This is a genomic window from Enterobacter quasimori (assembly GCF_018597345.1).
Taxonomy (GTDB): domain Bacteria; phylum Pseudomonadota; class Gammaproteobacteria; order Enterobacterales; family Enterobacteriaceae; genus Enterobacter; species Enterobacter mori.
Window position 1 is genome coordinate 1,699,150 of the sequence record NZ_JAHEVU010000001.1, and the last position, 17,557, is coordinate 1,716,706.

19 protein-coding genes, 1 tRNA gene and 1 pseudogene are annotated in these 17,557 nt (G+C 50.2%); 11 read left to right on the forward strand and 10 right to left on the reverse strand.

The genetic code is table 11. The features are described from left to right. Positions 1-66: 66 nt before the first annotated feature. Positions 67-468 (reverse strand): MarR family winged helix-turn-helix transcriptional regulator, encoded by a 402-nt coding sequence (locus KK102_RS08155; RefSeq protein ID WP_024906927.1) that lies wholly within the window; start codon positions 466-468, stop codon positions 67-69. A 237-nt stretch (positions 469-705) separates the two neighbouring features. On the opposite strand from KK102_RS08155, the gene KK102_RS08160 reads away from it, so the two are divergent. Next, positions 706-2,094 (forward strand): MFS transporter, encoded by a 1,389-nt coding sequence (locus KK102_RS08160; protein ID WP_216357336.1) that lies wholly within the window; start codon positions 706-708, stop codon positions 2,092-2,094. A gap of 540 nt (positions 2,095-2,634) precedes the next feature. Next, positions 2,635-3,084 carry a carboxymuconolactone decarboxylase family protein gene (locus KK102_RS08165; RefSeq protein WP_021314443.1) on the forward strand — a complete coding sequence of 150 codons (450 nt, stop codon included), beginning with the start codon at positions 2,635-2,637 and terminating at the stop codon, positions 3,082-3,084. Positions 3,085-3,330: 246 nt separating this feature from the next. Here KK102_RS08165 and KK102_RS08170 read toward each other — a convergent pair whose 3' ends face one another. From KK102_RS08170 to KK102_RS08180, 3 genes are read right to left on the reverse strand one after another with little or no spacing between them, the layout of a single operon-like run. Continuing rightward, complete coding sequence (locus tag KK102_RS08170; protein ID WP_059308010.1) at positions 3,331-3,810, reverse strand: carboxymuconolactone decarboxylase family protein; 480 nt, start codon at positions 3,808-3,810, stop codon at positions 3,331-3,333. 15 nt (positions 3,811-3,825) lie between these two features. Continuing rightward, positions 3,826-4,434 carry an FMN-dependent NADH-azoreductase gene (locus tag KK102_RS08175; RefSeq protein ID WP_244991859.1) on the reverse strand — a complete coding sequence of 203 codons (609 nt, stop codon included), beginning with the start codon at positions 4,432-4,434 and terminating at the stop codon, positions 3,826-3,828. An 8-nt stretch (positions 4,435-4,442) separates the two neighbouring features. Beyond that, a complete protein-coding gene (locus KK102_RS08180) occupies positions 4,443-4,868 on the reverse strand; it encodes a GNAT family N-acetyltransferase (protein ID WP_126543885.1) in 426 nt (141 codons plus the stop codon). A gap of 109 nt (positions 4,869-4,977) precedes the next feature. On the opposite strand from KK102_RS08180, the gene pdxR reads away from it, so the two are divergent. Continuing rightward, positions 4,978-6,357, forward strand: coding sequence for a MocR-like pyridoxine biosynthesis transcription factor PdxR (gene pdxR, locus KK102_RS08185; protein ID WP_126543884.1), 1,380 nt, complete (start codon positions 4,978-4,980; stop codon positions 6,355-6,357). Between the two features lie 254 nt (positions 6,358-6,611). On the opposite strand, the gene KK102_RS08190 is transcribed toward pdxR, so the two are convergent. Together KK102_RS08190 and KK102_RS08195 are read right to left on the reverse strand one after the other, a co-directional pair. Then, positions 6,612-7,640, reverse strand: coding sequence for an HlyD family secretion protein (locus KK102_RS08190; protein WP_126543883.1), 1,029 nt, complete (start codon positions 7,638-7,640; stop codon positions 6,612-6,614). Between the two features lie 10 nt (positions 7,641-7,650). After that, positions 7,651-9,243, reverse strand: a complete 1,593-nt coding sequence (locus tag KK102_RS08195; RefSeq protein ID WP_216357337.1) for an MFS transporter — start codon at positions 9,241-9,243, stop codon at positions 7,651-7,653. Positions 9,244-9,392: 149 nt separating this feature from the next. Here KK102_RS08195 and KK102_RS08200 point away from each other — a divergent pair, with 149 nt between their 5' ends. The 7 genes and pseudogenes from KK102_RS08200 (at position 9,393) to ykfI (ending at position 12,671) form a co-directional block, all read left to right on the forward strand. Beyond that, complete coding sequence (locus KK102_RS08200) at positions 9,393-10,178, forward strand: IclR family transcriptional regulator (RefSeq protein ID WP_126543881.1); 786 nt, start codon at positions 9,393-9,395, stop codon at positions 10,176-10,178. Between the two features lie 422 nt (positions 10,179-10,600). Continuing rightward, positions 10,601-10,696 (forward strand): annotated as a pseudogene (locus tag KK102_RS22380) (DUF905 family protein); the annotation flags it as partial. 93 nt (positions 10,697-10,789) lie between these two features. Next, complete coding sequence (locus KK102_RS08210; protein ID WP_216357338.1) at positions 10,790-11,251, forward strand: antirestriction protein; 462 nt, start codon at positions 10,790-10,792, stop codon at positions 11,249-11,251. A gap of 15 nt (positions 11,252-11,266) precedes the next feature. Then, positions 11,267-11,743 (forward strand): JAB domain-containing protein, encoded by a 477-nt coding sequence (locus tag KK102_RS08215; protein ID WP_126543879.1) that lies wholly within the window; start codon positions 11,267-11,269, stop codon positions 11,741-11,743. An 8-nt stretch (positions 11,744-11,751) separates the two neighbouring features. Beyond that, positions 11,752-11,973, forward strand: coding sequence for a DUF987 domain-containing protein (locus KK102_RS08220; RefSeq protein ID WP_007893437.1), 222 nt, complete (start codon positions 11,752-11,754; stop codon positions 11,971-11,973). A gap of 18 nt (positions 11,974-11,991) precedes the next feature. After that, positions 11,992-12,309, forward strand: a complete 318-nt coding sequence (yafW, locus tag KK102_RS08225; protein ID WP_126543878.1) for a type IV toxin-antitoxin system antitoxin YafW — start codon at positions 11,992-11,994, stop codon at positions 12,307-12,309. 20 nt (positions 12,310-12,329) lie between these two features. Next, entirely contained in the window at positions 12,330-12,671 is a 342-nt protein-coding gene (gene ykfI / locus KK102_RS08230) for a type IV toxin-antitoxin system toxin YkfI (protein WP_126543877.1), read from the forward strand. Between the two features lie 389 nt (positions 12,672-13,060). On the opposite strand, the gene KK102_RS08235 is transcribed toward ykfI, so the two are convergent. The 3 genes from KK102_RS08235 to proB all read right to left on the reverse strand — a co-directional run bounded on the left by KK102_RS08235 (position 13,061) and on the right by proB (position 15,616). Then, positions 13,061-13,136: transfer RNA gene (locus KK102_RS08235), tRNA-Thr, on the reverse strand. Positions 13,137-13,247: 111 nt separating this feature from the next. Then, entirely contained in the window at positions 13,248-14,501 is a 1,254-nt protein-coding gene (proA, locus tag KK102_RS08240) for a glutamate-5-semialdehyde dehydrogenase (protein WP_216357339.1), read from the reverse strand. An 11-nt stretch (positions 14,502-14,512) separates the two neighbouring features. Beyond that, positions 14,513-15,616 (reverse strand): glutamate 5-kinase, encoded by a 1,104-nt coding sequence (gene proB, locus KK102_RS08245; RefSeq protein WP_089598125.1) that lies wholly within the window; start codon positions 15,614-15,616, stop codon positions 14,513-14,515. Positions 15,617-15,920: 304 nt separating this feature from the next. On the opposite strand from proB, the gene phoE reads away from it, so the two are divergent. Then, complete coding sequence (gene phoE / locus KK102_RS08250) at positions 15,921-16,973, forward strand: phosphoporin PhoE (protein WP_010427906.1); 1,053 nt, start codon at positions 15,921-15,923, stop codon at positions 16,971-16,973. A gap of 133 nt (positions 16,974-17,106) precedes the next feature. On the opposite strand, the gene crl is transcribed toward phoE, so the two are convergent. Next, entirely contained in the window at positions 17,107-17,508 is a 402-nt protein-coding gene (crl, locus tag KK102_RS08255) for a sigma factor-binding protein Crl (protein WP_010427905.1), read from the reverse strand. Positions 17,509-17,557: the final 49 nt, after the last annotated feature.

Sequence of the window (17,557 nt, forward strand, 5' to 3'; positions counted from 1 at the left end):
GGAGACCCGGATTAGCGGGTATATGCCCATATATCATCTTATTCTTTTACGCTGACAACCTGCAATTCAGATTTGGTGAAAAATGTTCTGCAGCGCCATGACGTTGTCCGCGCCAAGACGTTCTTCAATGATGTGCTGGCAGCGCTGCCAGGACGGAAACGCGTCTCTGATAAGCGCTTCACCTTCAGGGGTGATAGAGACCTGCTGCTGCCTTTTGTCCATACCATCACGGTCAACCTGCAACCACCCCTGACGCGCCAGAACGGTGACGTTTCGTCCTACCGTAGAACGATCCAGCCCGGCGATATCACCGAGCCGGGTAAGGCTTACGGGATTATTGTTTATCACCAGCCTCATCAACGAATACTGAGCAATATTGATGCCATAGGCATCCAGCTCGGCATCGTAAATCGCGGTCATCTTACGTGTGAAATCACGCAGATTTTTACAGTAGCAGGGAGAACTCATATCCAGTGCCCATATCAAGATCAGATAACAAAAGGGATTTAAGAGCGTATACCCGCATTAGATCTGAGTCCAGAATGCGACACCGGAAAATAAACATTTGGTGCAGTGACTCCCTGGCTGAACCCGAAGGTTTATTGACCTGCTGGAAAGCGTTGACGCTGATCGCAATATGTGGGTATATACACGTATATTGTTATACCCGTAGTCAGCGGACAGCGCTTTGTTCAGAGAGGAAACATGGCCATTAATTCATCAACCATAGCATCGAGTTCACCGTCACGTATTCACCCGGCTGGCCTGCTTTCAATCGGGCTGGGCAGCATCCTGAGCTCACTGGACTTATTTGTCGTCAATCTTGCCTTCCCGTCGATCAGCCGAAGTTTTCCCGAACACCCCGAGGCCACACTGTCACTGATTCTGACGATCTTCTCAGTCTGTTTTGCCTCCACTCTGGTGCTGAGCGGCCGTTTTGCTGACCGGTACGGCCGACGGACTATTTTCTCGGTAGGTCTGGCCCTGTTTGGTCTGTCGAGCCTGTTCTGCGGGCTGGCGCCCACGCTCTGGATACTCATCGCCGCGCGGGCAATACAGGGGGTTGCTGCGGCCATGCTCATCCCGACAAGCCTTGGGCTACTACTGGGTGCATATCCTCAGGAGAAGCATAAGCAGATGATCGGGTTCTGGGCAGCCACCGGCTCGGTTGCGGCCGCGGCGGGCCCTGTCCTGGGTGGCTTTCTGGTTCAGGCGGACTGGCATCTGATTTTCTTCATCAACGTGCCCATCGTGATTGGGGCTCTCATCTGTACCCGATACCTGAAAGAAAGTGCACCGCATACCGGGCCTGCCCCCGATATTGCTGGAAGCGTACTCCTGACGTCAGGAATAGCTCTCCTCACCGCCACCATAGCTCATACTTCGGAATGGGCCACCCACAAAGCCGCTATTTTCGCGGGAAGTATGGGAGCCATCGTCGTTCTGACGGTATTTGTGTACCACTGCCTGAAATCCTCCCGTCCTCTTCTCGACCTGAGTCTGTTCCATTCCCGGGCTTTCACAACGGCAACAATAGGCATGGGATGTTTTTATATGAGTTTTGCCGTTATGTTACTTGGCGGCACGATGTTTCTGACCCAGGCATGGCACCTGACCGCCGCACAGGCAGGTCTTGCTTTTGCTGCGGGACCCGGCACCGCCGTTGTCGCCTCGCTGCTTATAGGGAGGGTAAAGGCCACTCCACAGAACCTTGCTGTCGCAGGCTCCGTACTGTACTTCCTGAGTGGACTCTGGTGGTTTTTAACGCTCAGCGACCATACCGATAATGCCTGGTTACTGAACTATTTGCCCGGACTGATTATGACCGGACTCGGTGCGGGTATCGCGCAGACGGGCTTTATGGCAGGTGCGGTTTCCGGGCTTCCGGCCCATATGTATTCGACAGGAACAGGGCTGATCAACACCTCACGCCAGATTGGTGCGGCGATCGGCGTTGCGCTTTTTGTTGCTCTAAGCGGTAAAGCTGCTGCACCCGAATCCTTCCATGCAGCCTGGCTGCTGATGAGCCTGTGTGGCCTTATTGCGGCGCTGTCGGCGAATTACCTGCGCCGCAAAATTTCCCCGAAAAAGTAAATGCCTCAGCAACACGGGAGCAAGTCAATGTCCGCTCCTGGCACAGGGCGGACATTCTGACTGCGCTGAAGGTCCGCTGTGAGCGAGAGGTGGACGTACAGAACGAATTTCATTACATATGAATTAAACATTTCTTCCCTGGGAACGTCGATTGTCGTTTGGGATAGCCAGGCTTTAGCCTGCTGGTAATCGTCAGTTCAGCCAGAAGAAAGAGTGTTCCGACAATGTATCCTGCACCTTTTTTACCATAATGATGAAGGCCTTCACCAAGTCACATCCTCAGGTGCCATTTCTGCATAAAGACTAAAACTGGCCATTCAAACAATCATCATTGTTGAATCAAAGTTAAACCCATATTAGTTTCATGGCATTCCATTTTTATCATGTCCTACGCGTTTTCCTCTCCTTTGTGTCTTTTTTATATGTCAATTTTGATTATGATGACTTAACACTGAAGTATCCATCAGTAACCCTTCTGAAGAAGGTGATACATATTTCCGCATATAAATCAATCAACTGAAACTTTCTAAAGGAAAGCAAATGAAACGTCCAAATTGGTTCCAGGTATCTGCAGAAGGCTCAAAAGCACTGGGAACGCTGCATCATTTCGCCACAACAGGAACAAATCTCCCGGAAGAGTTAATACATTTGGTTTTTTTAAGAGTATCTCAGATTAATGGCTGCGCGCATTGTATTGATATTCACACCCGCGATCTTATGAAGTGTGGCATGTCAGTAGAGAAAATAGTTCTGATTCCCGTATGGGAGGAGGCTACATATTTATTCTCGGATCTGGAGCAAGCGGCACTGGCATGGGCTGAAGAAGTTACCCGAGTAAGTGAGACACATGCTTCGGATGAAGCGTATTCTGCAGCGCTTTCAGTATTTGGTGAAAAAGATTTGGTCGATTTGACCATCGTTATTGCAACAATGAATGCACTTAATCGTATGGGCGTCAGCTTTCGAATGAAGCCGCTGGCCAGGGCATAAATTACCATTCGTTTTCTTCTCGCGATTGGTTACTCATTACCCCCAAAGTAAAAACCGCCGAAAGGCGGTTTTTACTTTTTTAACAGCTAGCGATGAATATAATCGATCTTAATATTCTTTTAAGCATGTATAATATTAGGTTAAAAATACACTATGAATACTATTCGTGTGGGATTATTACAACCTATGTAAGCTTATAATTAAAAAATAAAGCCGCCAACAAGAAGTGTTGTTGGCGGACATTTATTAATGTAATTCAGCACGATCCAGACCGTAAGCACTATCCATCGATCCTGGTGCCATCTGTGATAAAATCTGGAGACGATTCCAGGCGTTGATTACAGCAATGGTGAATGTTAACTCTGATACTTCCACTTCAGAGAAATGTTCGCGCAATTCGCTGTAAAGCGCTTCGCTTACACCATTATCACCAATGCGTGTCAACGCTTCAGTCAGTGCCAGAGCAGCTTTCTCTTTGGCGCTGAACAATGGCGATTCCCGCCAGATTGCAACGTGATAAAGACGCAGTTCACGCTCCCCATGCATTTTTGCTTCTTTAACATGCATATCCAGACAAAACGCACAATGATTCAACTGTGAGGCACGGATATCCACTAAGTGCTTAAGTTTTTTATCCAGCGAGATTTTTCCTAATGCCATAGAAGCATCGGCAAGTGTTTTAGCCAGTGCAGGAATGGTTTTAAAATGATTCACACGTGACGACATATTGTAATCCTCTTTTTAAAATAAACGATCAATGGTTTGCAGTGCATGGGATAATGCTGTAGTACGAGTTACGGGGTCATGCGTGCCGTCTACCCGAATAAATTGCACGTCGGTAATGCCAATATATTCAAGCGCTACGCGAATGTATGGCGTGAACTGGTCATCCGCTACAAATGGACCGTGGGCAAATACGCTGCCGCTGGCGACAACGCAATACACTTTTTTGCCGCTGACTAGCCCTATTTTTTTACCCTCTGGCGTAAAGGCGAAAGTTCGTCCGGCGCGGGTTATATGATCGAACCAGGCCTTTAGCACGGAAGGCAGGCCGAGGTTCCACATCGGTGATGAGATAACCAGTGTGTCACAATCAAAAAGCTGATCTACCAGTTGTTCCGAAGTCTTAATAGCGGTGAGCTGAGCTTCACTGCGTAGGTCTGGTGGGGTAAAAAAACCAGCAATGGTAAATGCATCAAGATGTGGTAGCGGCCGTTGAGCCAGGTCCAGAACTGATTCTTCAAGCCCGGCATGATACGCGCGTAATTTTTCTACCAGGCGTTCAGACGCCGCGCGGGATGACGATCCTGATAAATCCGGACTGACTTTAATGTGAAGCAGTTTCATCATTTTTTTCCTCAGGTGAGATCGCGATAAAAGTGCAGGCCGAGGGCGGTGTATCCGACACGCTGATAAAATGTCTGGGCTCCTGAATTACTCATGGCGGTATCAAGGACCATCTGACCACAACCGTATTCACGTGCGATTACCGCTAAGTGATTCAACAGCGTTGCACCCATCCCCTGACCGCGAGCCTCGCTCACTGTTACCAGATCGTCGACGTAACAGAATTGCCCGTGAATAAAATTTTCGAGTAGTCGATAACCGGCCAGCACTATTGGTTTGCCATCTTGCTCCAGTCCTGCAAGCCGATAGCCTTGCGCCTGCTGGCGCTGTACCTGGGCGATAAATTGTTTCTCATTCGTCAGTTTGCTGCGTAGTTCCCGCATCAGCGCAAAGCAACGGGCAAGGTCAGTAGCGGTGTCGTAATGTTCAATCTTCATGACGCCTCATAGTGAGTGGCTTAGTTAATAGCCATATCTTAATCTTGTATGTCTGATTAAAAAGGGTCATTATTGGACTTAGTTGGCAGGACATCTAAAGGTGCATTTCATGGGGTACAAAGAGATTTATGCCCGCTATCGTCAGCAGATTCAGGACGGTCTTCTGAAACCGGGAGCGCGCGTTCCCTCGATTCGTTCGCTAGCAAGCGAGTTGCAGGTAGCGCGAAAAACGGTAGAAACCGCGTATGAAATTCTTACTGGAGAAGGCTATTTCGTGAGTCTGGGGGCAAAGGGGACCTATATAAATCCGGAGCTCAGGCTTACTTCAACGGTCAGCGCAGACAACGCTGTATCGTCTTGTTCACTTAACACGCCGGTTAATGAAAGGAAGGGTGATCTGAGGCTCGGAATCCCTGCCCTGGATGAATTTCCCCATAAAAAATGGTTACTAATATCGGGAAAAGCGGCGCGAAGTCTTCGTCCAGAAGAAATGCTCATGCCCCCGGTAATGGGCTTTCAGCCGCTACGTGAGGCCATTTCAAGTTATCTCAATATTTCAAGAGGACTAAATTGCCGACCGGAGCAAATCTTTGTTACCAGCGGCTATCGGGCCAACTTACGGTTAATTCTGTCGGTACTTGCACAGCCTGACGATAAGGTGCTGTTTGAAGATCCTGGCTACTTTTATGGTCAGCAATTATTGAAGCGAATGGCATCCAACCTGCACTATATACCTGTTGATCGGCAAGGCATGGATGTTGATTATCTTCAGCGCTATCACAACGATGCACGCTTCGCTATCGTTACACCCACTCATCAAAGTCCGCTCGCAGTTAGCCTTTCATTACCGCGTAAGCATCAGCTGCTGGCCTGGGCACAGCAAAACAGTAGCTGGATAATCGAAGATGACTACGACGGAGAGTTTCATTACACACGAAAAGTCATCCCGGCGTTGAAAAGCCTCGATATGCATGACCGGGTTATTTATACCGGTACGTTTAGTAAAACGATAATGCCAGCTATGCGTATCGGCTATATGGTAATACCACAGGAGACGGTAGCCCGTTTCAGTGAACTGGGCGAAATCCTTGAAACGGGTCTGCCATTACTGCCGCAAAAAATACTTGCGCAATTCCTTAGCGAAGGGCACTTCTACCGTCATATAAAAAAGATGCGCTTACTCTATCAACAGCGGCGTCGCATGGTGCTTGAAGCAATTGAAACGAGCTTTCCAGGGTTATTTGAATTTGAGCTTACAGATGGCGGGATGCATATTGTTGCCTTCCTGCAACGTGGCATTGAAGACACTGCATTAGCTGCATTATGGACACAGCACGAGCTTTACGTCCGGCCACTCTCGAGCTGGTATACGCAGACACAGAAACGTTATGGATTAGTCATTGGATACACCAATATTCGTTCAACCGAAGAGGCGCAGAAAATTTTGCAGCGGGTTAAGGAAAAAACACTGGCGCTTATGCAGCATTAACTATTTTGATAGCCAGGTGTGAAGAATAACCTATTGTTTACCAGTATTGTTGCCTGAAAAAATTTAGTCGATCACTCTCTGTAAATGAGGGTCGACTAAATATGATCGTGATGGTACATGCGTTTTTGTAACATGAAGTTAGCCTGGTGTCAGTGCCCTTTATTTCCTACAGGAAATTATGTAGAGATAACGGGAATACCGTTTATAAGCCAAGCGTTCAAAAATAGAGCGGTTTTTTGAGTATATCTGGAATATTAGCGGATCTCAATTTCAGGAACGGCTGACATCCCGACGCGCAATAATTTTGCATCGGGTTGATTACCATCCAGCACTATTTTCACCGGTAAACGCTGGACGACTTTAGTAAAGTTACCCGTTGCATTGTCTGGCTGGATGGCTGAAAACGTTGCGCCGGTTGCAGGAGCGATACTATCGACATGTCCAGTAAACTTTTTGCCAGGCATGGCATCAATTTTAATTAAAACCTTCTGCCCCTGCTGAACATTTGCCAGCTGTGTTTCAAGATAATTGGCAGTGATGTAAGTTTGATGAAGCGGAACCACGGCCAGCAGACGTGTCCCTGCGTTAACGTAAGCACCGAGGCGCACCGAACGCTGGCCTACCATCCCATCGACTGGTGCAACAATACGCGTATAAGAAAGATTAACCCTCGCCTGACTGACCTTTGCCTGCGCGACTGCAACATCGGCCTCCGCCTGACGTAATGCAGCCCTCAACACGCCTACCTGTTTTTCTGCTGAGGTCAGAGCAGCTTCGTTCTGACGAACGACTGCGGATGCAGAACGCTGCGTTGAATGGGCTTTTTGTTGATCGTCCGCAGCGACGGTACCTCTTTGATAAAGCTTGTTAAAGCGTTCAGCGTTCTGACTGGCGTACTGCGCCGATGCCTGACTGGCTAAAAGGGTCGCTTTTGTCTGAGCAATAATGGATTGTTGCTGCTCCAGTTGCGCAAGGCTGCTCAGGTGTTTTGCCTCACTAAGCTGCAAATTAGCTTGCGCCATTTCAAGCGCTATTCTGTAGTCACGGTCATCCAGCGTGGCCAGTGTTTGTCCTGCTTTAACGCGTTGGTTATCTGCGACATAGATATTTTTGATATAACCCGATACTTTTGGTGCTACCAGTGTGTAATCCGCATTCACATAGGCATCATTGGTACGGGTATCATTATTAAGCATTGTCGACCAGACGAAAAATATCATCGTCAACATCAGGATTAATAATGCGCTGAGCAGAATCGTTCTTCTGGATACAGGAAATTTCATTTAACCACCTCTATTTTGTCATGGCAGGTTGAAAACGTGTCTGGGGCGGCCAGACACGTTTTGGCAGCCAGACGGTGAGTAATAACAACAGGACGGCAAAGCCAGTCATCATCAGGTAGCTGTCGGCCAGACTCAGAACAATTGCCTGATGTTTTAATAAGGTGATAAATCCAGCGATATTCTCGGCGTTGCTGATGCTGCCGTCTTGTAATAACGGGATGCTGCTACTGGCCTGCTCGCTGACCGGTGTCGATATCAACCATGGGCGGTTGGCTACGTTATTGACCAGAACATTAGAATGAAATTGTTCTCTGTGGTTTATAAACCATTCCACTAAAACGCCAGCAGCGATGCTTGAAAAATCCCGCACGGTATTGAACATAGCAGAGGCATAATGTCCTTCCGGGGGCGTCACAACGCTGGTTGCGCTCATAAGCAACGGTAAAATAATTGACGGTAATCCAATCGCCTGCAAAACCTGTATGGCCCAGAAATTCTGGCGTGCCCAGTCGCTGGTTATCTGCATACCCATCAGGCTGGCGGAAATCATCAGAGCAATCCCGAAAGCTATCATCCAGCGACAATCAACCCAGCGCAGACTAAGCAATGCGGCAACAAGCGGGGTGATAATTAACTGCGGGAGCCCAATGGTCAAAGCCAGCGGCGCAAATTGCGCTGTTCGAAAGCCCTCTACTTTGCCAAAGAAATTGGACGGCAAAGCCGAGCCAGCCAGCGCCAGTACCAGCACTACAGCAAGCGCTATCAGGCCATATGAAAAGTTACTTCTCTCCAGCATCTGTAATTTGAACAAAGGGAAGGGATGAAACCATTCATTAATCAGAAAAATCGCCAGGCAGACGATGGCGCCGGATAACAGACCATTAAATAACGGCGATTCAAACCAGTCCAGACGTCCACCCTGAGTGATGGCGATTATTAAAAACGCCATACCAGAACAGCCGGTAAGCATACCGAACAGGTCGATCTGTTTAAACCGGTCGAGGTGAAGCGGGTCCTGCGGCAAACCCCACCCAATAAATAGCATCGAAATCAAAATGGCGGGGACCACTTGCCAGAACATGAACATCCAGCTCACATCATCCGTCCAGAATGCCGCCAGTGAAGGCGCCACATTTGGACCAAAAGTCGCAGTCAGAGCATAAGCTCCAAGTCCATAAAGTTTTATAGATGGTGGCAGAAAACGCAGCGCTACAGTCATGAGCAAGGGAGGGAGTGCGCCGCTAAACAGGCCCTGTATCGTTCGCAAGAGAATAAACAACTGCGCATTCGGTAGTAAGGGTAAAAGTATGCCGCAAACCATAAAACCGCCAGCGCAACCAAGCGCCAATTTACGCAGCGAAAAAGTTACAGCAAACCATGGTGCGATCATCATCGCCACTACTTCCGCGGCCTGGTAGGCAGATGTAAACCAGCTGGCTTGATCATAACTCACGCCAATTCCGGCACGCACATCTACAAGCGCTATATCTATAACCCGGCCATTAAGGCCGGAGGTCAAGGCTGCAATCAGTACCCCCACAAACCCCATTGCAAGGCGCCAGGTAAAGGGGGGCGAGGGTGGGGTAGAACGCTGTGCATTCATACAAATTTCTCGTGCATAAAATCGATACGATGTACCGTATTGTGGTACATTGCGGCATCTTACATTGCGGTAGCGGCCATTGCAATGTGATAATTAATACATGAACTGAGGTAACAGGCTGTCCGCCGCCGGACAATAAGGAGCTCTATATGGCCGTAAATGCTTCAAGCTTTGAGGATGAAAAACCCGCGGGGATTCAGGTTATCGCCCGCGCAGCTGCAATTTTGAATGTGCTGGGTAAACACCCTGGCGGCATGAGTCTGGGAGAAATTGCGCAGGAGGTTGCTCTCCCTCGTTCAACGGTGCAACGTATTGTCGCGGCTTTAGATAGCGCTCAACTTGTGCGTAGCAGCGGTGCAGGTGGCCTGCGTCTGGGACCTGCGCTACTCAAACTTATTTCCAGCGTGCATAGCGATGTAGTGGATCTTGTTCGTCCCTTCCTGGAGCAGCTTTCGGCCAATATTAATGAAACAGTGACCCTGGCACGTGCCAGTGGTACCCAGCTGGCAATCGTCCATTACGTTGTAGCATCACGTGAATTACGTGTTGTACCTCGTATTGGACTTAATTTGCCGCTCTACAGTACTTCCGGCGGTCGTGTGTTACTGGCTATGGAAAGTGATGAAGATGTCCGCATACTGGTAGGCGAAGCCTATGAAGATTTAACCGGAGTGACAGTTAAAACTCTTCCACAGCTTCTGGAGCTGATCGCCGATGTTCGTGCCAATGGGCTGGCAATCGATCTGGGTGAAACTATCGAGGGCGTCTGCACGATAGCAGTAGCGCTAGACACACTTTTTGGTCGCTTTTCTATCTCATTGTTAGTTCCGGCGGCACGTTTCCATAAACATGAAACCTTTTATCGGCAAGAACTCATGCAATGCAAGGAGGCGATAGTTAATGAAATTGGAAGAATAATTTCAGTAGGAGAATAACTAACAACAGGAATAAGTGTTCTCAACGAAATTTGTTAGGCCGCTTGCACAGCCCGGCCCGGCCCGACCTGCCCTCAGTATTAGATACAACGATCAGTTAGTAATGGAGTTGACCAGCTTCCCGTTGATCAACACTAAGTACTGTTAGCTACTTCCACTTTTGGCACAGAACGGCCTATCAGTATTATAAAAATATTCAGATATATATCATTCCTCTGAACATACACAACTAACGGCAGAATCTCACGATGCTGCCGCTTTTTTATTTTTTTCAGGGGGGTAGTAATGAATAATTCTGAAGGTTTGAAGTCGTTTCACTAATCGCTTTATGACCTACCGTAGTGGGTATCAGCTGATTGCGCAGCAGGGCTATTGGTTCCTGCCGGTATCACCGGCATTAACATTGAAGACGACTAGGGCAGGCATGGAACTTTGAACCGGATGCCGGTGAAGGTCTTAACCGCTATACCCGCAAGCAGGCATCTGTACGGACGTATCCATCTGCTGGCTCCGCATGATTTACCAGCAACATTTAATCCTCCCGAACACTCATTATTACCGCATACGCCAGCCATCGCCGCTGGAATTTTTTTATTGACGGAGACATACCCATGACAACAGCGACAAAAAACAACCTCGCATCTGCTGCTAACGAATCCGAATTTGAACTGACCGTAACGCAGATACCCGACGAACAGCGTATCTGCTTCTGGCCGCAGTACTTTGGCTCTATCCCACAATGGATAACGCTGGAACCCCGCATTTTCGCCTGGATGGACCGCTTATGTGACGAGTACAACAGTGGTATCTGGTCCTTTTACACGCTCAGCAATGGCGGCGCGTTTATGGCCCCTGATGCTGACAGTGACGATAAATGGCATCTTTTCAACAGCATGAACGGTAATGGTGCGGAAATGAGCGCGAAAGCCGCAGGTATAGCTGTCTGCCTGATTGAATACAACCATCACGCCTGCCGTACAGAGTGTGATGCAATGACCGCGTACTATTACCGCCTGCGGGACTATGCCCTGCAGCATACAGAAGCCCACACCATCCTACGTATTATCGACTGACCAGAGGAACAACGAATGAAACAGCTTTCCTTTTTACCCGGCGAGATAACGCCACAGGACCGGCGTCTCATCCAGCGCGCCCTCAGGGTTCTGGACCGGCATCTGCATGAGCCCGGGGTAGCCTTCACCTCCACCCACGCCGTCCGGCAGTGGCTGCGACTGCATATGACCGCGCTTGAGCGGGAAGAGTTCCGGGTGTTGTATCTGGACAACCAGAATCAGCTTATTGCCCATGAGACGCTCTTTAGCGGCACGATTAATCGCACTGAAGTCCATCCCCGGGAGGTGGTTAAGCGCGCCCTGTATTTCAATGCCGCAGCGGTAATACTGGCGCATAACCATCCTTCCGGCGAGACGACGCCCAGCCAGGCTGATAAAGCTCTCACGCAGCGACTGGTACAGGTGCTTCAGTTGGTGGATATCCGCGTCCCTGACCATCTGATTGTCGGTGGCAGGCAAATCTATTCGTTCGCAGAACACGGTCTGCTGTGAGGTATGACATGAAAATTATTAGTAAACGCCGGGCAATGACGATATACCGCCAGCATCCTGAGTCCCGAATCTTTCGCTACTGCAGCGGAAAATATCAGTGGCACGGTAGCGTCTGTCATTACACCGGCAGGGACGTTCCGGATATCACCGGAGTCCTCGCGGTATACGCCGAACGCCGCCAGGACCGCAATGGGCCCTATACCTGCCTGATGAGCATCACCCTGAACTGACAATAGTGGAGAACTGTAATGAGCAACCCTACCAGGGGCCAGCACCGGGAGATTATACCGCGCCTGGGAGCCCGTCTGGTGCAGGAAGGCAACCGACTGCATTATCTGGCTGACCGGGCCAGCATCACCGGCAAGTTCAGTGACATCGAATGCCGGAAGCTGGATGAAACATTCCCGCACTTTATCCGCCAGATGGAATCGATGCTGACCACCGGCGAACTCAGCCCTCACCATGCCCACTGCGTTACCCTGTACCACAACGATTTAACCTGCGAAGCCGACACCCTTGGCAGTTGCGGCTACGTATACATCGCCATTTACCCCACTCAGCGTTAATTACCTTCACGAGAGCAAACATGAAAACTTTACCTGCAACAACTCAGCGGGCGGTGAAGCCCTGCCTGTCATCTGTGGCTGTCTGGCAAATGTTACTGACACGTCTGCTGGAACAGCACTATGGTCTGACAATAAACGACACGCCATTCTGCAATGAGGCTGTGATTAAGGAACACATCGATGCCGGTATCACCCTTGCCGATGCCGTGAATTTTCTGGTAGAAAAATACGAGCTGGTTCGTATCGACAGGAAGGGATTTAGCTGGCAGGAACAATCTCCTTATCTCCGGGCTGTAGACATTCTGCGAGCGCGGCAGGCAACTGGCTTGTTGCGGCAAAGCCGTAACAACGTAGTACGATGAACATTGCGTACAACCTTCCCGATTTACATTTCTGAACTTCCTCCCTTGTTTACCTATTGCATAATGCGCCTGCTACTACCCGGCGGGCGCGTTATCTTTTTACGGACAAACAATCATGCAACCAGAAGTTGAAGTATTAACCGATCATAATGAGCTAATTTGTTCGAGCTTTATTGAACACATTGCCAACACATTAAATTTAGGAGTGGTGTAGACATGGACAACTAAACCTGCAGCCACGGATGTATAGTGAGCGAAGCCCTATCAGGCCTTTTTGGTCAGTAGATAAGATTGATCTTCGTTGATAGAATTTACTTACACCAGCTGTTACATGAAAATAATTTTTTGGTGGGAGAATGATAAGATCTTACGTAACAATTTTATTTTAATGGTGCCGATAATAGGAGTCGAACCTACGACCTTCGCATTACGAATGCGCTGCTCTACCAACTGAGCTATATCGGCCCTGAGAGGCCGGTTACGAGTGTAACCACGGGGCAAAAGGTTAGATCTAACCGGGTGATGCGTCAATGCCCTTTTGAATCAAACGGCTATTTTTGCATCACCCGTGATTATTTACGCACGAATCGTATCGTCGCCGAAGCCGATCCACTTGTACGTGGTCAGCGCTTCCAGCCCCATCGGACCGCGCGCGTGCAGTTTCTGCGTGCTGACCGCCACCTCAGCGCCCAAACCAAACTGGCCACCGTCGGTGAAGCGTGTGGAGGCATTCACATACACCGCAGAGGAATCCACTTCGTTCACGAAGCGATCGGCATTGCGCAGCGTACGCGTCAGGATGGCGTCAGAATGCTGCGTGCCGTGTTCACGGATGTGAGCAATCGCGTCGTCAAGGTCGGTAACGATTTTCACGTTCAGATCCAGTGACAGGAACTCGTCGTCGTACTGTTCCGCGTTGACGGGAACGACGTTAGCCGGGCCATCCTTAAGCAGCGCGAGCGCACTGGCGTCAGCATGCAGCGTCACGCCGCTCTCAGCCATCTGTTTGCTCAGAGCTGGCAGGAAGGTGTTCGCAATATCCTGATGCACCAGCAGCGTTTCTACGGTGTTACAGGTGCTTGGACGCTGGGTTTTCGCGTTAACGATAATCTTCAGCGCCGGTTCAATCTCAGCGCTGTCGTCGACTACGATATGGCACACGCCGATACCGCCGGTGATCACCGGAATCGTCGACTGCTCGCGGCACAGCTTGTGCAGGCCTGCGCCACCGCGTGGGATCAGCATGTCGATGTATTTGTCCATGCGCAGCATTTCGTTGACCAGCGCGCGGTCTGGGCTCTCGATCGCCTGCACGGCCCCCGCCGGTAAGCCACACTCTTCCAGCGCCTGCTGAATGACTTTCACCGTCGCGGCATTGGTGCGCCAGGTCTCTTTTCCACCGCGCAGAATAGCGGCGTTACCGGTTTTCAGGCACAGAGAGGCGACGTCAACGGTGACGTTTGGGCGGGCTTCGTAAATGACGCCGATTACGCCGAGCGGCACGCGGCGGCGCTCAAGACGTAAACCGCTGTCGAGCAGCCCACCATCAATGACCTGCCCTACCGGATCGGCCAGATTGCAGACCTGACGGACATCGTCGGCGATGCCTTTCAGGCGTGCCGGCGTCAACGCCAGACGGTCGAGCATCGCTTCGCTCAAACCGTTGCGACGGGCTTCCAGCAGATCCTGCTCGTTGGCGAGCAAAATTTCCTGGGACTGTGATTCCAGATAATCAGCGATTTTTTCCAGCACACGGTTTTTCTCGCGGCTGGAAAGGAGCGCCAGTTTGTAAGAGGCGGCCTTCGCGGCTGCGCCCATTTGTTCCAGCATGTTCTGGCTCCTTAACGAATAATCATGTCATCGCGATGTACAGCAACCGGGCCATACTCGTAGCCCAGAATGGCATCGATTTGCTGCGAATGGTGTCCCGCGATGCGGCGCAGCGCGTCGCTGTTATAGCGGCTTACGCCGTGGGCGATGTCGCGGCCTTCAAGGCTACGGATGCGGATCACTTCACCACGGGAGAAGTTGCCTGTCACGCTTTTAATTCCTTTAGGAAGTAATGAACTCCCTCGTTCCAGAATCGCGGCAGTGGCCCCTTCATCGACGACGAGTTCACCCGCAGGCGGCGCGCCAAATATCCAGCGTTTGCGGTTTTCCAGCGGGGACTCCTGGGCGTGGAAGCGGGTGCCGACAGAGATGCCTTCCATCACGTCGCCAATCACGCCCGGACGGCTGCCCGCAGCAATAATGGTGTCGATACCGGCACGGCACGCAACGTCGGCGGCCTGCAGCTTGGTGCCCATTCCACCGGTTCCGAGACCTGAAACGCTGTCACCGGCAATGGCGCGCAGGGCATCGTCAATGCCGTGAACATCGGTGATCAGTTCGGCTTCCGGGTTAGAACGCGGGTCGGCGGTGAACAGCCCCTGCTGATCGGTCAGAAGCAGGAGTTTATCGGCACCGGCCAGAATGGCGGCCAGCGCAGAGAGGTTATCGTTATCACCCACTTTAATTTCAGCGGTGGCCACGGCGTCGTTTTCATTAATAACCGGAACAATATTGTTGTCCAGCAGCGCACGCAGGGTATCGCGGGCGTTCAGGAAGCGCTCTCTGTCTTCCATATCCGCACGCGTCAGCAGCATCTGCCCGACGTGGATGCCATAGATAGAGAACAGCTGTTCCCAGAGTTGAATGAGTCGGCTTTGTCCCACGGCGGCCAGCAGCTGTTTAGAGGCTATCGTCGCGGGGAGTTCGGGGTAACCCAGATGTTCACGCCCGGCGGCAATCGCCCCGGAGGTCACGATAACAATACGATGCCCTGCGGCATGCAGCTGAGCGCACTGACGTACAAGCTCAACAATGTGGGCGCGATTAAGGCGGCGCGATCCGCCTGTTAACACACTGGTACCGAGTTTTACCACCAGCGTCTGGCTGTCACTCATGATTCTCTGCCGTTCAACGATAAGGGAAAATGATGTCGAACGAACGTTTTAACAGGACTCAGCCCCGTTGCCAACTGCCTTAGCACAAAGCAAAACACTTTGTTGCGCGGGATCAGGAAGCGTAGCGGCTGATTTTGACAAATTTATTACTGAAAAATTAAAACATACTTTTTTAAACATATTCTTAAATTGTCATAAAACGTTCACCCGCGGACGATAAAACCCTTCCTGTTTTTTCACGGAACATAAGCGTCGGCTTAGCGTTCAGCGAATATTAGCGCGTATATAAAACTCAGGATTGAAAATGAAAAAGAGCACTCTGGCATTAGTGGTAATGGGCGTTGTGGCTTCCGCATCTGTTCACGCAGCAGAGGTTTATAATAAGAACGGTAATAAACTGGACGTGTACGGCAAAGTAAAAGCAATGCACTACCTCAGTGATGATGACGCTAAAGACGGTGACCAGACTTATGTGCGTTTCGGCTTTAAAGGTGAAACGCAGATTAACGATCAGCTGACGGGCTATGGCCGTTGGGAAGCAGAATTTGCCGGTAACAAAGCCGAGAGCGACTCCTCTCAGAAAACGCGTCTGGCGTTTGCCGGTCTTAAATTAAAAGACTTTGGTTCTCTGGATTACGGTCGTAACCTCGGGGCGCTGTATGACGTTGCATCCTACACCGATATGTTCCCTGAGTTCGGCGGCGACGGTCTGGCGCAAACCGACAACTTCATGACCAAGCGTGCCTCAGGTCTTGCCACCTATCGTAACACCGACTTCTTTGGCGTGGTGGACGGTCTGGATATGACCCTGCAATACCAGGGCAAAAATGAAAACCGCGATGTGAAAAAGCAGAACGGTGATGGCTTCGGTACGTCTCTGAGCTATGACTTCGGCGGCAGCGATTTCTCCGTCATCGGTGCTTATGCTAACTCCGATCGCACCAACGAGCAGAACCTGCTGACGCGCGGTGAAGGTAAAAAAGCCGAAGGCTGGGCAACCGGTCTGAAATATGATGCCAATGATATTTATCTGGCTACTATCTATTCCGAAACCCGCAATATGGCCCCAATTTCCGGTGGTTTCGCGAATAAAGCGCAAAACTTCGAAGTGGTTGCGCAATATCAGTTTGACTTTGGCCTGCGTCCATCCGTTGGCTATGTTCAGTCTAAAGGCAAAGACATCGAAGGCATTGGCGACGAAGATATCGTAAAATATATCGACGTGGGCGCAACCTATTATTTCAACAAAAACATGTCCGCGTTTGTTGATTATAAAATCAACCAGATTGATGACGACAATAAGCTGGGCGTGAGCAGCGATGATATCGTCGCGCTGGGTATGACGTACCAGTTCTAATCGTGTGGAAATAAAAAAACCGGCTTGATGCCGGTTTTTTTATTGCCCGGTGGCGCTACGCTTACCGGGCCTACAGGATAGTGCATTTTGTAGGCCGGGTAAGGCAAAGCCGCCACCCGGCACTGTGGCATAATCAGGCAGTCAGCTTAACCGCCTCGCTGGAAAAATCATCCGCAGGCTCCAGCTTCAGATCCAGCGTTGCCAGCAGCGCGCTAGCCTTGCCGAGATACTCTTTCAGCGTATGCTCCAGGCGGTCGATCACTTCCTGATCTTTGATAGGGGCAGCTTGCCAGTAACCGTCTTTGTTAAACAGACCAAACTGGTAGCTATAGGTAAAGCGTTTTTCCTCTGCTTCCATTTCCATCCACCAGCCCCAGAATTCACGTTTTTCGGGTGCAGGCTTCACGTTGACGCAAACAGCCAGGCAGTCGAAAAAAAAGCGATTCTCTTCACACTGCTCTTCTCGAATATACGGGCCAAGAGCCATGAACTTCTTGATCAGTCTACTTTTCGGATGTCCACTCGGTAACGTCATTGCGATCTCCTTTTGTGAAGCCACTGTTTTACCAAACCATCAAAATTTA

Coding starts and splice junctions, on each gene's coding strand:
- KK102_RS08155 (WP_024906927.1), bottom strand. CDS start 468: ATGAGTTCTCCCTGCTACTGTAAAAATCTGCGTGATTTCACACGTAAG.
- KK102_RS08160 (WP_216357336.1), top strand. CDS start 706: ATGGCCATTAATTCATCAACCATAGCATCGAGTTCACCGTCACGTATT.
- KK102_RS08165 (WP_021314443.1), top strand. CDS start 2,635: ATGAAACGTCCAAATTGGTTCCAGGTATCTGCAGAAGGCTCAAAAGCA.
- KK102_RS08170 (WP_059308010.1), bottom strand. CDS start 3,810: ATGTCGTCACGTGTGAATCATTTTAAAACCATTCCTGCACTGGCTAAA.
- KK102_RS08175 (WP_244991859.1), bottom strand. CDS start 4,434: ATGATGAAACTGCTTCACATTAAAGTCAGTCCGGATTTATCAGGATCG.
- KK102_RS08180 (WP_126543885.1), bottom strand. CDS start 4,868: ATGAAGATTGAACATTACGACACCGCTACTGACCTTGCCCGTTGCTTT.
- pdxR (WP_126543884.1), top strand. CDS start 4,978: ATGGGGTACAAAGAGATTTATGCCCGCTATCGTCAGCAGATTCAGGAC.
- KK102_RS08190 (WP_126543883.1), bottom strand. CDS start 7,640: ATGAAATTTCCTGTATCCAGAAGAACGATTCTGCTCAGCGCATTATTA.
- KK102_RS08195 (WP_216357337.1), bottom strand. CDS start 9,243: ATGAATGCACAGCGTTCTACCCCACCCTCGCCCCCCTTTACCTGGCGC.
- KK102_RS08200 (WP_126543881.1), top strand. CDS start 9,393: ATGGCCGTAAATGCTTCAAGCTTTGAGGATGAAAAACCCGCGGGGATT.
- KK102_RS08210 (WP_216357338.1), top strand. CDS start 10,790: ATGACAACAGCGACAAAAAACAACCTCGCATCTGCTGCTAACGAATCC.
- KK102_RS08215 (WP_126543879.1), top strand. CDS start 11,267: ATGAAACAGCTTTCCTTTTTACCCGGCGAGATAACGCCACAGGACCGG.
- KK102_RS08220 (WP_007893437.1), top strand. CDS start 11,752: ATGAAAATTATTAGTAAACGCCGGGCAATGACGATATACCGCCAGCAT.
- yafW (WP_126543878.1), top strand. CDS start 11,992: ATGAGCAACCCTACCAGGGGCCAGCACCGGGAGATTATACCGCGCCTG.
- ykfI (WP_126543877.1), top strand. CDS start 12,330: ATGAAAACTTTACCTGCAACAACTCAGCGGGCGGTGAAGCCCTGCCTG.
- proA (WP_216357339.1), bottom strand. CDS start 14,501: ATGCTGGAACAAATGGGCGCAGCCGCGAAGGCCGCCTCTTACAAACTG.
- proB (WP_089598125.1), bottom strand. CDS start 15,616: ATGAGTGACAGCCAGACGCTGGTGGTAAAACTCGGTACCAGTGTGTTA.
- phoE (WP_010427906.1), top strand. CDS start 15,921: ATGAAAAAGAGCACTCTGGCATTAGTGGTAATGGGCGTTGTGGCTTCC.
- crl (WP_010427905.1), bottom strand. CDS start 17,508: ATGACGTTACCGAGTGGACATCCGAAAAGTAGACTGATCAAGAAGTTC.